Below are 13,103 nucleotides of genomic sequence, written 5' to 3'. Positions count from 1 at the left end.
ACCCAGTTGCCACGGTTTGTGTGGCGATATTACATCAGCTTGCGGCGCCGTGTCACCTCTATATCGAGGTCAGTGATCTTTTTCCGCAGCGTATTTCGGTTAATCCCCAGAAGATCAGCACATTTTGCCTGATTTCCGCCGGTCGCATCCAACGCAATTTCTATCAGTGGTGCTTCGACCTCGCGCAAAATTCGCTGATACAGGCCCGGTGCCGGCAGCATGTTGCCGTGCAGATCGAAATACCGGCGCAAGTGACGCGCGACAGATGCCGACAGCTTTTCCTTGTCTCCTCCACCCAGTACCGGTTCGACCTCGGGCTGGCTGCCCAGCACGGCTTCGACTTCGCTGCGTGTTATTTCGCTCCCTCGGCTGGTCAGCCCCAGACGCCGGATCGCATTTTCCAGCTGCCGCACGTTCCCCGGCCACGAGTAACGGCGCACCAGGTCGAGGGCCTCTTTTCCCAGCCAGCGCTTCGACGCGCTTTCGCTTTCATCCCGTGCCAGGAAATGCTCGGCCAACAAGGGAATGTCATCGACCCTTTCGCGCAAGGCAGGGACATGGAGCGTCGCCCCGCACAGGCGATAGTAAAGATCCTGCCGCATGCGGCCGCCTTCCATTGCCTCCGCCAGATCGCTTTGGCTGGTGGCCATGAATCTGGGCACATGATCCCCCGGTGAATCGATCATCCTGACGATCCGCGCCTGAATGTCTTCTTCGACATCCGCGATTTCATCGATCAGCAACGTGCCGCCGCGAACGCGTGCAAGAACCCGCGCCGGTCCGTCAAGATCCCGCAGATCGGCCCCCGTTACCGTAACAAACGGCAAGGTGCGACGATCCGAGAAGTCATGGATGGCCCTTGCGATCAGGGACTTGCCCGTGCCGCTTTCACCCGAAATCACGACCGGCAAGTCCGTGTTCATGACCCGTGCCACCAACCGGTACAGGGCCTGCATGACCGGCGTGCTTCCGACCAGAGGCAGTTCTTCGGGACGTTCGTTCCTGACTTCCTGCGGCTCAGAGCGCGTGCGGCGCTTCTGGTCCAGCGCGCGGGCCGTCCGTTTCATCAGGTCAGGCAAATCGAACGGCTTTGGCAAATAGTCATAGGCTTCGGCTTCGGCCGCCTGAATGGCCGTCATGATGGTGTTCTGAGCAGAAATGACGATAACCGGCAAACCCGGCCTGTCCTGCGCAATTTTCGGAAGCATTTCCAGGCCGTTGCCATCCGGCATTACGACATCGGAAATGACCACGTCTCCCTTGCCCTCGCCAACCCATCGCATCAGCGTGGTCAGTGAACTGGTTGCGTGAACCCTGCATCCCGCTCGTGTCAGCGCCTGTGTGAGAACCGTACGGATCGTACGGTCGTCATCGGCCACCAGAACTGTGCCGTCCATCAAATGTTCTCCTCTTGATCCACGTCGCGCGGAGCGCGTCGAAGCGACAGGCGGAACACGGTTCGGCCCGGGACCGAATCCACCGAAATCCACCCTCCATGATCGGAAACGATCTTGCTGACCAACGCCAGCCCAAGGCCCGTACCATTCTCGCGGCCCGACACGAACGGGTCAAAGATGTCGGCCTTGATGTTTTCGGGCAAGCCCGGACCATCGTCGATGATTTCGATCTGCAATGGCAGGGAATGGCCGGTTCCATCGTTGCGCCGCAGGCGGATGGAATGCTCGAAATAGGTGCGCAGGCGGATTTTGCCACCTTCCCGACCTGCCGCCTCGGCTGCGTTTTTCAGAAGGTTCAGGATGACCTGAAGCAACTGGTCCGGATCGCCATAGGCCATCGGCAGCGAAGGGTCATAATCTTCGACGATCGCCATATTGGCGCCAAAGCCCAGCAAGGCCGATCTGCGCGCCCGGTCCAGAATGTCATGGATATTGACGGATTTGAGGTCCGGAGGCAGGAGGTTACCGAATTGCTCGACCTGCTCCAGCAACTTAACGATCCGACGGCTTTCTGCGACAATCAGATCTGTCAATTCAAGGTCTTGCGAAGCGACATTCATGCTCAGCAACTGGGCGGCTCCGGTAATGCCTGCCAATGGATTCTTGATCTCGTGGGCCAGCATTTCCGCCATCCCGATGGCGGATTGCGCCGCGGATTTGACCGTATGGTTCATTGTCATCCGCCCGGAAATCTCACGCGGCGAAATCGTCATGATCATCGCGCCGGGCTGACCAAGCAAAGGGCCGATCTGAAGCGCACATTGCAGCGGACTCTGGCTGCCCGACCCTACATCCACATCGTTTACGAAAAGCGGCGTGCCATTTTCACGCGCCTTCTGGAACGCCGTTTCCAGTGGCGCATCCACGGCAATCTGATCCCAGACCGGTTCTCCGATAACCGATTTGCGCGACGAGTTTAGAAACCCCTCGCCGGCCGAGTTCACATCCGCAATTCGGTCCCCGGAATCGATGATGAAAGCCGGCACCGGAAGCGAGGTCCAGATATCTTGGTCCAGGCTCAAGCCGCCTCCTCGTGTTGCGACAGCAGCGCGTCGGGCAGCATGTGCAGAACCTCTTGCGGATCACGCGATGTCAAAATGGTTCGGCGCAGCGGGGCGCTGGTGTCTGCTTCGTCCAAATACCATCCAAGATGCTTGCGGGCGACGCGCAGGCCCAGATCGGTCCCGTAAAACGCCAGCATCGCTTCATAGTGGGCACAGACCATGTCGGCCAGATCGTGACGCACCGGAAGATCGGGCGCCTTGGCACCATAGAGGGCATGGCAAATCTGGGCCAGAATCCAGGGCCGGCCCTGCGCGCCCCGACCGACCATCACCCCATCTGCGCCCGACCGTCCCAGAGCGTCGCGCGCCGATGCGGTATCCGTAATGTCCCCGTTCGCGATCACCGGAACCGGAACGGCCTCCTTGACCGCACGAATCGCGTCCCAGTCGGCGCGACCCTTGTAAAACTGACACCGTGTTCGTCCATGGATCGTGACCATACAAATCCCCGCCTCAGCGGCGCGTCTGGCCACATCGGGGGCGTTGAGCAGGGTGTCGTCCCATCCCAGTCGGGTTTTCAGGGTCACTGGAACGTCCACCGCCTCGACCACCGCCTCGATAAGTTTCAATGCATGATCCGGAGTCTTCAGCAGGGCAGATCCGGAATAACCATTGGTTACTTTCTTGGCAGGACACCCCATATTGATGTCGATGACCCGCGCCCCGCGGTCCGCGACCTGTCGTGCAGCCTCGGCCATCCAGTGCGCCTCTCGACCGGCGAGTTGCACCGCTGTGTTTTCAATATCTGCGGACAATTCCGCCCGTTCGCGCACGCCAGGCTTGGCCTGCACCATTTCCTGGCTCGCGACCATTTCGCTGACCACCATCCCCGCGCCGAACCGCATCACGAGGTCGCGAAAGGGCCGATCCGTGATTCCGGCCATGGGCGCCAGTATCACCGGCAGGTTCAGGTCTTTGTCGCCGAGACGCAGGGTCAAATCGCCTATTCCTTGTGCATTTGCGATATGGATAACGAAATCTCCGCAAATGGACAATCAAACCGGGCGGTTTAAGCCCACAAAATCATCATGTGCACAATTTTTTGGCACACTGACGCGGGTGATTGCCTCTGCTTTCGCCTCCCCCTAAACAGAAACCGGATCACAGGAGCTTTTCCCATATGACAACCGCCGCCATTATCGTCGCCGCCGGACGTGGCCAGCGCGCTGGTGGTGGCGTCCCGAAACAGTGGCGCGCACTGACGGGACGAAGGGTGGCCGACTGGACGCTGGAAGCATTTCGGGCAGCTGGGCTGAACCATATCGTGCTGGTTCTTTCCGAAGACGACCCGGACGCCTGGAAGGAGTTCTCGGCCTCGGACCTTTTGCTGGCACCGGGCGGGCAGGACCGCGCCGGTTCCGTACGAAACGGCCTTGAGGCACTGGCCGAGCTTGGCGTTTCGCGCGTCCTCATCCACGATGTGGCGCGGCCCTGCGTGTCCCAGCGCCTCATTCGGGATGTCCTTGGCGCCCTTGACACTCACCAGGCTGCGGCACCCGGGCTGACGGTTACCGATGCGCTCTGGACAGGCGACGGCCGCCATGTCACCGGAACCCAGGACCGGACCAATCTTTTTGCGGCACAGACGCCTCAGGGTTTTCACTATGATGTCATCAAGGCGGCGCATAACGGGCATCCGGGCGGAGCCGCAGACGATGTCGAAGTCGCGCGCGCGGCGGGAATTGATGTATCTATCGTGCCGGGCGATCCGGACAATCTGAAAATCACGCGCCCCGGCGACTTTGCAAGGGCTGAGCGCATTTTAGGAGCAGCCATGGATATCAGGCTTGGCAACGGGTATGACGTGCACCGGTTCGGCGACGGGGACCACGTTACTTTATGTGGCGTGAACATCCCGCATGATCGCGGATTGCAGGGTCATTCCGACGCCGATGTTGGAATGCACGCTGTGACCGACGCACTCTATGGCGCTCTGGCCCGGGGCGATATCGGGCAACACTTTCCACCTTCGGACCCGCAATGGAAAGGGGCCGCAAGCGAGATATTTCTGCGCCACGCGGTCGAGCTTGTTTCGACTATGGGCTACGCGGTGTCGAACGTCGATTGCACGTTGATTTGCGAATACCCCAAGATTGGGCCACATTCCGCCGCCATGCGCGAAACGATGGCCCAGATCATGGGGCTGAGACCCGATCAGGTCTCGGTCAAGGCCACCACGTCCGAGAGGCTGGGCTTCACCGGGCGCGGTGAAGGTATCGCTTCGATTGCGACCGCATGTCTGGTGCGCGCATGACCCCGGCCCGGCTGATCGGAACCGTTTGTGGCGTCGGCTATATACGCCCTGCCCCCGGCACATGGGGCTCATTGGCGGCCCTGCCCCTGGCCTTTGTTCTGCACAAGATCGGAGGCTTTCCCCTGCTGGTATTGGCGACCGCCGCAGCCTTTCTGGGCGGGTTGTGGGCGACCCGGATCATGACTGCAGGGCAGGATGATCACGACCCGTCCGAGATCGTGATCGATGAGGTCGCCGGGCAGTTCATCGCCCTGTGGGCCATCTCATACCCGGCCTGGGCGCACGGGATCGAAATCACCAAGCTGTGGCCCGGCTGGGTCGCCGGGTTCCTGCTGTTCCGCCTGTTCGACATCACCAAACCCGGCCCCGTCGGCTGGGCCGACCGTCGTGGCGATCCGATGGGGGTGATGCTGGACGATGTCATCGCGGGCGCGTTTGCCGCGATCGGCGTCGCGGTTCTTGCGTTCATTTCACATGGGATACTGGGGCTATGAATGTTGCCGGCCTTCTCGACCGCGCCAAGACCATGAACGTCATGATTGCCACCGCCGAAAGCTGCACCGGCGGCATGGTCATCGCTGCACTGACGGATATTCCGGGCAGTTCCGCCGTGGTTGAAAGAGGCTTTGTAACCTACACGAACTGCGCCAAGCAGGAGATGCTGGGCGTTTCCGCATCGACGCTCGATGCAGTCGGCGCCGTCTCGGAAGACGTGGCACGCGAGATGGCCGAGGGCGCCTTGCGCCACTCGCGGGCAGCGCTGTCCGTGTCGGTCACCGGGATTGCGGGACCGGGGGGATCGGAATTCAAACCCGAAGGCCGCGTCTGTTTCGCACTGGCCGCAGATGGATTGGCAACTTTGACCGAAACAGTTGAATTCGGTGCGCTTGGCCGGGACAAAGTGCGACTGGCCGCCCGCGATCATGCCCTGAACCTGTTGGATCACGGCCTTTCCCGCATCGCCCAAAAATAAGGCAAACTGCGCCAGATTGCGCGCAAAACGACGTCAACCGAACAAAAGGCGTAAAAACAGGCACGCTGCGCGCGGGATGCCTCTTTTTTCCTCGCGATCATTTGGGTTCAACGCTCTCCACCTTCACTCACCGGGGCTTTGCCCCCGAATACCGAAAAGGAGAGCGGCCCATGAACGGAGCCGATACTGCCTGGATCATCGTCGCCACCGCGCTGGTCCTTTTCATGACCCTGCCGGGGCTGGCTTTGTTTTATGGCGGCCTCGTTCGGGCGCGGAATGTGCTGAGCGTTTTCATGCACTGTTTCGCAATTGCCTGCCTGATGAGCATTCTGTGGATGATTGCTGGCTATTCCATCGCCTTTGGTGGCGGCACGTCCGGGATATGGGGCGGGTTGGACAAGGCGTTTCTGATCGGTATCACCCCGGACAGCCTGTCGGGCACTCTGCCCGAAATCCTGTTCTTCGCCTTCCAGATGACCTTTGCCATTATCACCCCGGCGCTCATTGTCGGCGCGTATGTGGAACGGGTGGGGTTCGGCTTTGTCCTGACGTTCTCGGGCCTTTGGATGCTGCTGTGTTACGCCCCCGTGGTTCATTGGATCTGGGGCGGAGGCATCCTTACCGATGGCGGCATATTCGGAGAAACCGGCGTGCGTGATTTCGCCGGCGGCATTGTCGTGCATGAAACTGCAGGACTCGCGGCCCTGATCATCGCGGTCTTTCTGGGACCACGCCGAAACCGGACCGTTCCACCGCACAATCCCGGCTTTGTCATGATCGGCGCCGCGATGCTTTGGGTCGGCTGGTTCGGGTTCAACGGTGGCTCGCAACTGGCCGCGGATGGCGGGGCGGCGATGGCCTTGACGGTCACCCATATCTCCGCCGCGACCGCCTCGCTGACGTGGGCGCTTTGGGAACGGATCAAATACGGGAAGGCGTCGCTGGTTGGCCTCGTCACCGGCACCATCGCGGGCCTTGCGTCGATCACGCCGGCGTCTGGCTATGTCGATCCGGTTCAGGCCCTGCTCATCGGGGCCGTGGCCGGAGTCCTTTGCCAGGAAGCTGTCAACGTCGTGCGCAATATACTCAGGATCGACGACACGCTCGACGTGTTCGCCGTGCATGGGGTCGGCGGGATTTTCGGCACCATCATGATCGCCGTTTACGGGCTTGGCAGTTGGACCGCCCAACTGGGTGGGCTGGCAATCGTGGGTGCCTATACGGCAGTTGTCACGATTGTGTTGGTCAAGGTGGTTGCACTGGTCGTGCCGCTTCGCGTAGATGCCGAGACTGAAACAAACGGGCTCGACCTTTCCGTTCATGGCGAGCGGGCCTATGACATGAGCAGCTGAGCCCACCTTGGCATGCTCTGCCGCCCGAAAGGGCAAAAGCGGACCTCTTGGGGGTCCGCTTTTTCATTGGTCGGATCACGCAACACTCAGATAATCGGCAAGGTCCGACGCGCGGCCGCCGGTTCTTAGCAGAGACCAGATTTCGTCCGCGCTCTGCCGGCCGATCAATTTGGCAGCTTTCTCTCTTACCCGTGCCTCGCGCTCGGACAGCGAGACCGGTGCCATCAGGTCATGTTCGGCCTCGCGCCGGACGCCATCCCGGCGCAGCAAGGACAGCCGGGCCTGAGTTTCGGAAAGCGTTTCATCCTGTTCGACCTTGATCCGCTCTCTCAGTGAAATCAGGCGTGGATCGTTGCAGGTTTTTTCCGAGTAGCTTTCGAGTTTCGCCGTGTCATATCCCAGCGCCTGCATCGCAATCACCGTGTGATAGGAGAATTTTGCCCCCAAACCCGTGCTTGGCGCCAATTGATTGCATACACTCATCCATCTGGGATGTGTTTGCACTGTGATCTCGGCCACTTCGGGTTCCGCGATATCCAGTTTCAGCCCGGCCTCCAACGCTGCGTGCAATCCGTGACAGCAGGCATGAAACTTGTGGCTGACGGTTTCGAAAAGCCACTCATTCCCCAGGCCGTTCAACGCGGATCCGGTATCACCGCCGCCGTGATGGGTCGCGCAAAACCCGTACGGGCCTTCCAGCGACCCTGCGTTGGGCTCGAACCCGCGCTGTACCAGAAGAACCGCCTCAACGCCGCTCGCGGCGGCAATGCCTGCATTGTACGGCTTGCCCATGGTTCCGAACTGCGCCTTGAGACCCGCCGCACGCGTTGCGGTCAGGCCCAGCACACGTTCGACCTGCCCCGCATTCAGCCCCGCCAGCCGGCTGGCAGCGGCAGCGGCGCCAAAGGCCCCGGCCGTAGCTGTCTGGTGAAATCCGGTCTGATAGTGCCCGCGCCCAAGCCAAAGCCCGACACGTATGGAAAGCTCCATTCCGACCAGGGCGGATTCCAACAGTTCCACAAGCATCCGGTCGCTCCATTCGGCCATCGCCAGAGCTGCCGGAAACACCGCAACCGACGGATGACCGATATGAGCAAAATGGGTGTCGTCATAGTCGAGCGCATGGGAAACGGTGCCATTGACCAGGGCAGCACCGCGCATCGGGGCCGCGCCCTGCCCAAAGACCCTGGCCTGTGGCGTGCCGCCCTCGTCCAGCACCATGTCCCTAACGATCCGGGATACGGGCTCGTTCGCGCCGGCACGCCCGACCGCCAGCCAATCCAGCGCCGACAGCGAGGTTACGATGCGGGCTTGGGCGCCTGCCGAGACCGGGCCAACGACGAATGCGGCCAGTTCAGAGGTAAAATCAGTCATGAGGCGCAGTCTAGCGCCGCGATGGCCCGGGTAAAGCCTTAGCCGTAGAGCTCGACCGCGCGCTTTTCAAAGGCTTTGACAATTCGGTGCATCGCTTCATTGAACACCACACCTATGATGCCCTGAAGGACTGCGTTCTTGAATTCGAAATCCACGTGGAAGGAAACGTTACAGCCACCATCGGGCGCATCCTCAAAGGACCAGTCGGATTTCAAGTAGCGAAAGGGACCGTCAAGGTATTCCGTATCGATCTTCTTCGGCCCGGGAAACAGCGTCACCCGGCTGCCGAAACGTTCGCGGAACACCTTGAACGAGATGACCAGATCCGCCTCCATCACTTCCGCCTCGCCCAACGCATAGGTCCGCCGGATGCGGGCCGCCGCGCACCACGGCAGGAATTGAGGATACCTGCCCACATCGGCGACCAGATCGTACATCTGCTGAGCGGTGTAAGGCAGGTGACGGGTTTCCGAGTGTATAGGCATCAGTTCCGGTTTTACTTGGTGACAATGGCGCGTCATGTCGTATGTTGCGCCCGAAAGATCAAGGGGGATGACATGAGCCAGCGCGCCTATGTGATAGATGAAATGATCTCGGCCAAGACCATTGCAGCCAGAATCGAAGATTTGTGCCGGGAGATTTCCGCCGAGTTCAACGACACGGACAAGCTGGTCGTCGTCGGGCTTCTGCGTGGCAGTTTCGTTTTCATCGCCGATCTAGTGCGCGAACTGGAGCTTCCGATCGAGGTGGATTTTCTCGAGGCATCCTCCTATGGCGACTCGATGGAGAGCAGCCGGGAAGTACGTATTCTCAAAGACTTGCGCGCCGCAATTGAAGGGCGCGATGTTCTGGTTGTCGAGGATATCGTCGATACCGGACACACATTGAACCACGTCACGAACCTGTTGATCAGTCGCAGTCCCAAACGCCTGAAATCCATCGCGCTTCTCGACAAGCCGAGCCGCCGCGAGGTGGATTTCCGATCAGACTGGGTTGGTTTCGAAATTCCCGATGAATTTGTCGTGGGTTATGGCATCGACTATGCACAGCGCAACCGGAACCTGCCGTTTATCGGTAAGGTAAGGTTTGTTCAGGAACCAGCCTGAGCCGGGTTGAGGCGATGAATATCCTTCACTTTCTGCGCATGGCCAAATGGGCCCGCCGCCCACCATCCGACAAGCGGGTCAAGCTGGTATTCGGAGTCATCCTCGTGTGCCTGATTATCGCTGGTATCGAATACTTTGGCTGGTGGCCCGACTGGGCGCGAACCGGATCGCTCCGGTTGCGGCCTTGATGCGGGCCTAACCCAGGACTTCGCGGATGGCGGCCAGAAAGATTCCCGTACCCACCGGTATGAGCTGATCGGGGAAGTCATAGTCGGGATTATGCAGTTGCGGATGATCCCGCCCCGCCCCCAACCAGAACATCGCCGACCTCGCGCCTTTTCCGAATTGACCGAAGTCTTCGGAAAACCGCTGTGGCAAGCTTGTCAGATTCACGGAAACGCTTTCCGAATGGCATGCGCTCTCAAGAATTTCCACGGCTTCCCAGTGGTTTACGCACGCGTCGAACACATCGTCATAGGTGATGTCAACGCCCAAGCGAGCCGCCTGTGCCGCACGGTGAACAAGGGCCTCCGCGTCGGCAACCAAGCGCTCCATGCGGGCGTCCGATACGGTGCGGAGCGTGACCCAGATCTCTCCCCGTCCGGGCGCAACACCAAATGTCCTTTCTCCAAGTTCCGCGTGAGTCAACGTCGTGAGGGCATAGTCATCGTTCAGCTCGCCGCCCTTCCCCAATCCGGAAAGCGCTGGCATCAGTTGTACCATTGCGTCGGCGGGAGAGATTCCATCCTGCGGCGCGGCCGCGTGAGAGGTCTTTCCGGTCAGAACGACGCGCATTCCACGCGAGGCACAGTTCGTCGCGCTTGTACAAAGTTCGACAGCCTCGAGCTCCAAACTGGGCAAATTGTGCAGGGAAAAAACATAGTCTGGTTCAAATTGTACAAACCTGGGATCACCGCGAAACGCAATTGCGCCCTTCCCGGTTTCCTCGGCCGGCTGAAAAATCAATACAACGCGACCGCGTTTCGGGCGTTCTGCTGCAAGCGCTTCGGCCACGCCAAGAACCATGGTCATGTGGCCGTCATGGCCACATAAGTGCCCTTTGCCGGGGTGTTTTGACGAATAGGCGGCGCCGGAAAGTTCCTCGATCGGGAGCGCATCCAACTCGCAACGAATCCCGACGCTTGGTCCTTCTATCTCACTGTCGAAGAGGGCGGCAACACCATGCCCCCCGATCCCGGTGATGATCTTGTCCGGGGCAAATCCCTGCAACAACTCGGCAATGCGCGCAGCGGTTTGCACCTCTGCGCCCGATATCTCGGGGTGCTGGTGCAATTCATGCCGGATTGCCGTAAGCCGGGCCAGCGTCGCAGGCGTCATGCCTGGTCGAGCTTTTCCATCCGCGCCTCGCGCAGCCGGGCAAAATCATCGCCGGCATGGTACGAAGACCGGGTCAGCGGCGTGGCGGACACCATCAGGAATCCCTTGCCAAAGGCCGCCTTTTCATAGGCCGCGAATTCCTCGGGCGTCACGAAACGGTCAACGCCGTGATGTTTCGGCGTGGGCTGCAGGTATTGACCGATGGTCAGGAAATCGATGTCGGCTGCGCGCATATCATCCATGACCTGCCGCACCTGCTGTTCGGTTTCACCCAACCCAACCATGATGCCGGATTTGGTGAACATTGCCGGGTCCAGTTCCTTGACCTTCTGCAACAGGCGTAGCGAATGGAAATACCGCGCGCCCGGGCGAACCTCGGGGTACAGGCCGGGAACGGTTTCCAGATTGTGATTGAATACGTCCGGTTTCGCCTCGACCACGACCTCCAGCACGGACGGATCGCATTTCAGGAAATCCGGTGTCAGAATTTCAATGGTGGTCTTGGGTGAGCGGTGCCGAACCGCACGGATCGTCTGGGCGAAATGTTCAGCCCCTCCATCGTCGAGATCGTCCCGGTCGACCGAGGTGATGACCACATGGTTCAGGCCAAGTTTCTCGACCGCATGCGCGACGCGGCCCGGCTCAAACGTGTCCAGCGCATCGGGGCGGCCCGTGGCGATGTTGCAAAAGGTACAGCCCCGCGTACAGATCTCGCCCATGATCATCATGGTGGCATGACCCTGCGACCAGCACTCGCCCACATTGGGGCACCCCGCCTCTTCGCAAACAGTGACGAGGTTGTTGTCCCGCATGATCCTGTGCGTATCGGCATATCCTTTGCCACCTGGCGCCCTGACGCGAATCCAGCTGGGCTTTTTGGGTTGCGCATTGTCCTTGCGATGCGCTTTTTCAGGATGGCGTTGTTCGGGAATTTTCAGATCGCGCACGGGCGGCTACCTATTGATTGAGACAGGTTTCACGCCCTCTAGCATATTCTTTCGCCGAAAGTAACGCCAGCGACGCATGGCCGCTATGCGCGGGGCCGAACAGCCCGCAACGTTCGCTTTCTCCAAGCTTGCCAAGTCAAAGGCTCAGGCTGATACTGAAACGTGGTGTGGAGCGTTCAGCGGAGGTCGGCAATGCCTGGCGAAGCAAAAAAGTTGGTCAAGGAATTCAAAACCCTGGAAAAAGAGATCAAGGGGATATCCGCAGCGCAAGGAAAGAAACTCAAGAAAGACATCACCAGTTGGCTGGATCAGGTCTGGAAATTGGAAGACAAAATTTCCGAAGCCATAGAAGATGCCAGAAAAGGCGGGCACGACGGGAAAAAGGCGGATGATTTCAAGGACGAGAGTGCTTACAAGAAGGCATTGGAAGATTGGACCAAGGCCGTCAAGAAGCATCATGAAAACATTGATGAATTCACCGAATACACCAAACGCGCCGACACACTGCATGCCAAGCTGAAAAAGCAATGCACCAAAGTTGAAAAGGAACTGAAAAGCGGTAAGTCCGACGGTGATGCCGCCAAGACTGAAACTACTATGAAGGCGGTCAAGGCCGCCCTTCCCGAACTGCAAAAAACTGGCAAGCAGGCAAGCGGCCTGCCCGTGCATGTCGTTTTCTATGCACGGAAAATTAAGGCATCCGTCGACAAGATCGTTGCGGATGCGGTCAAAAAATCCTCGCCGCCAGAGTTTCCCAAGTCGATGCAGGAAGACCAACGCAAAAAGACAGAACGCAAAATTTCATCAGCGGAACGCAAAATCACGCATTATTGCAAGACCGCAAAGGCGAACCTTGGCAAGGACCTAAAGAATGCGGAAAAATCTTTGTCCATGGCCAAGTCCGAACTTACTGCATTGGAAAGGCTGAATGACGAAATCGCCGCCGCGTCGAAAAAGATGCGCAAGCAAATCAAGGACCTGAAAGACCCAAAGGAAAGGCAGGCCCTGAACAATCTGATCAAGGTCGTTTCGAATACGTACAAGCGATGCGAAAAAGGTTTTGACGAAATCGATGAGCTTGTCGAAGAGGCGCAGGCCCAGCGGGTTTGATCCCGGAACCCAGCAGTGAAATCCCGATACAGTCCGGCTGAGTTCGTTGGAAGCGAGCGCATTTCCGTCCGCTTGCGTGGCATTGAACTTTTGTGTTGAAGCGGTTTGAGAATCGACATAGGCCCGCT

At 59.3% G+C, this 13,103-nt stretch carries 14 protein-coding genes; 7 read left to right on the top strand and 7 right to left on the bottom strand.

Annotated elements, in window-relative coordinates; all coding sequences use genetic code 11:
* Positions 1–29 precede the first annotated feature (29 nt).
* From ACR0AO_RS05020 to dusB, 3 genes are read right to left on the bottom strand one after another with little or no spacing between them, the layout of a single operon-like run.
* Positions 30–1,397: a response regulator gene (locus ACR0AO_RS05020; protein WP_480600594.1), complete on the bottom strand. Its 1,368-nt coding sequence runs from the start codon at positions 1,395–1,397 to the stop codon at positions 30–32.
* A complete protein-coding gene (locus ACR0AO_RS05015) occupies positions 1,397–2,479 on the bottom strand; it encodes a two-component system sensor histidine kinase NtrB (protein ID WP_480600591.1) in 1,083 nt (360 codons plus the stop codon). The genes ACR0AO_RS05020 and ACR0AO_RS05015 overlap by 1 nt, the downstream gene beginning before the upstream one ends.
* A complete protein-coding gene (gene dusB / locus ACR0AO_RS05010) occupies positions 2,476–3,459 on the bottom strand; it encodes a tRNA dihydrouridine synthase DusB (protein ID WP_480600588.1) in 984 nt (327 codons plus the stop codon). The genes ACR0AO_RS05015 and dusB overlap by 4 nt, the downstream gene beginning before the upstream one ends.
* A gap of 182 nt (positions 3,460–3,641) precedes the next feature.
* Here dusB and ACR0AO_RS05005 point away from each other — a divergent pair, with 182 nt between their 5' ends.
* The 4 genes from ACR0AO_RS05005 to ACR0AO_RS04990 all read left to right on the top strand — a co-directional run bounded on the left by ACR0AO_RS05005 (position 3,642) and on the right by ACR0AO_RS04990 (position 7,100).
* Positions 3,642–4,775: a bifunctional 2-C-methyl-D-erythritol 4-phosphate cytidylyltransferase/2-C-methyl-D-erythritol 2,4-cyclodiphosphate synthase gene (locus ACR0AO_RS05005; RefSeq protein ID WP_480600584.1), complete on the top strand. Its 1,134-nt coding sequence runs from the start codon at positions 3,642–3,644 to the stop codon at positions 4,773–4,775.
* On the top strand, positions 4,772–5,269 hold the full coding sequence (locus tag ACR0AO_RS05000) for a phosphatidylglycerophosphatase A family protein (protein ID WP_480600875.1): 498 nt from the start codon (positions 4,772–4,774) through the stop codon (positions 5,267–5,269). Before ACR0AO_RS05005 ends, ACR0AO_RS05000 begins: the two co-directional genes overlap by 4 nt.
* Positions 5,266–5,748, top strand: a complete 483-nt coding sequence (locus tag ACR0AO_RS04995; protein ID WP_480600582.1) for a CinA family protein — start codon at positions 5,266–5,268, stop codon at positions 5,746–5,748. Before ACR0AO_RS05000 ends, ACR0AO_RS04995 begins: the two co-directional genes overlap by 4 nt.
* Before the next feature lie 170 nt (positions 5,749–5,918).
* On the top strand, positions 5,919–7,100 hold the full coding sequence (locus ACR0AO_RS04990) for an ammonium transporter (protein ID WP_480600580.1): 1,182 nt from the start codon (positions 5,919–5,921) through the stop codon (positions 7,098–7,100).
* 75 nt (positions 7,101–7,175) lie between these two features.
* Here the strand turns inward: ACR0AO_RS04990 and ACR0AO_RS04985 are convergent, their stop codons facing one another.
* Entirely contained in the window at positions 7,176–8,474 is a 1,299-nt protein-coding gene (locus ACR0AO_RS04985; RefSeq protein ID WP_480600576.1) for an MmgE/PrpD family protein, read from the bottom strand.
* Between the two features lie 38 nt (positions 8,475–8,512).
* Positions 8,513–8,959, bottom strand: coding sequence for a type II toxin-antitoxin system RatA family toxin (locus ACR0AO_RS04980; RefSeq protein ID WP_480600574.1), 447 nt, complete (start codon positions 8,957–8,959; stop codon positions 8,513–8,515).
* Between the two features lie 72 nt (positions 8,960–9,031).
* On the opposite strand from ACR0AO_RS04980, the gene hpt reads away from it, so the two are divergent.
* A complete protein-coding gene (gene hpt, locus ACR0AO_RS04975; RefSeq protein WP_480600571.1) occupies positions 9,032–9,580 on the top strand; it encodes a hypoxanthine phosphoribosyltransferase in 549 nt (182 codons plus the stop codon).
* Positions 9,581–9,594: 14 nt separating this feature from the next.
* Positions 9,595–9,768, top strand: coding sequence for a hypothetical protein (locus ACR0AO_RS04970; RefSeq protein WP_480600569.1), 174 nt, complete (start codon positions 9,595–9,597; stop codon positions 9,766–9,768).
* 7 nt (positions 9,769–9,775) lie between these two features.
* Here ACR0AO_RS04970 and ACR0AO_RS04965 read toward each other — a convergent pair whose 3' ends face one another.
* Positions 9,776–10,918, bottom strand: coding sequence for an amidohydrolase (locus ACR0AO_RS04965; RefSeq protein WP_480600566.1), 1,143 nt, complete (start codon positions 10,916–10,918; stop codon positions 9,776–9,778).
* Positions 10,915–11,865 (bottom strand): lipoyl synthase, encoded by a 951-nt coding sequence (gene lipA / locus ACR0AO_RS04960; RefSeq protein WP_480600562.1) that lies wholly within the window; start codon positions 11,863–11,865, stop codon positions 10,915–10,917. The genes ACR0AO_RS04965 and lipA overlap by 4 nt, the downstream gene beginning before the upstream one ends.
* 192 nt (positions 11,866–12,057) lie before the next feature.
* On the opposite strand from lipA, the gene ACR0AO_RS04955 reads away from it, so the two are divergent.
* The gene (locus tag ACR0AO_RS04955) at positions 12,058–12,975 is read left to right on the top strand and encodes a hypothetical protein (protein WP_480600559.1); all 918 of its coding nucleotides are present in this window, start codon (positions 12,058–12,060) and stop codon (positions 12,973–12,975) included.
* Positions 12,976–13,103: the final 128 nt, after the last annotated feature.

It is taken from the genome of Ruegeria sp. AF8, from assembly GCF_056541825.1.
Note: the sequence above shows the minus strand (reverse complement) of the source record. Positions and strands in the feature narration are given on the sequence as shown.

Excerpts from the sequence above, each read along its gene's own strand:
- ACR0AO_RS04990 (WP_480600580.1), top strand. The coding sequence starts at position 5,919 with ATGAACGGAGCCGATACTGCCTGGATCATCGTCGCCACCGCGCTGGTC.
- ACR0AO_RS04995 (WP_480600582.1), top strand. The coding sequence starts at position 5,266 with ATGAATGTTGCCGGCCTTCTCGACCGCGCCAAGACCATGAACGTCATG.
- ACR0AO_RS04955 (WP_480600559.1), top strand. The coding sequence starts at position 12,058 with ATGCCTGGCGAAGCAAAAAAGTTGGTCAAGGAATTCAAAACCCTGGAA.
- ACR0AO_RS04970 (WP_480600569.1), top strand. The coding sequence starts at position 9,595 with ATGAATATCCTTCACTTTCTGCGCATGGCCAAATGGGCCCGCCGCCCA.
- ACR0AO_RS05020 (WP_480600594.1), bottom strand. The coding sequence starts at position 1,397 with ATGGACGGCACAGTTCTGGTGGCCGATGACGACCGTACGATCCGTACG.
- ACR0AO_RS04980 (WP_480600574.1), bottom strand. The coding sequence starts at position 8,959 with ATGCCTATACACTCGGAAACCCGTCACCTGCCTTACACCGCTCAGCAG.
- ACR0AO_RS05000 (WP_480600875.1), top strand. The coding sequence starts at position 4,772 with ATGACCCCGGCCCGGCTGATCGGAACCGTTTGTGGCGTCGGCTATATA.
- hpt (WP_480600571.1), top strand. The coding sequence starts at position 9,032 with ATGAGCCAGCGCGCCTATGTGATAGATGAAATGATCTCGGCCAAGACC.
- ACR0AO_RS04985 (WP_480600576.1), bottom strand. The coding sequence starts at position 8,474 with ATGACTGATTTTACCTCTGAACTGGCCGCATTCGTCGTTGGCCCGGTC.
- ACR0AO_RS04965 (WP_480600566.1), bottom strand. The coding sequence starts at position 10,918 with ATGACGCCTGCGACGCTGGCCCGGCTTACGGCAATCCGGCATGAATTG.
- ACR0AO_RS05005 (WP_480600584.1), top strand. The coding sequence starts at position 3,642 with ATGACAACCGCCGCCATTATCGTCGCCGCCGGACGTGGCCAGCGCGCT.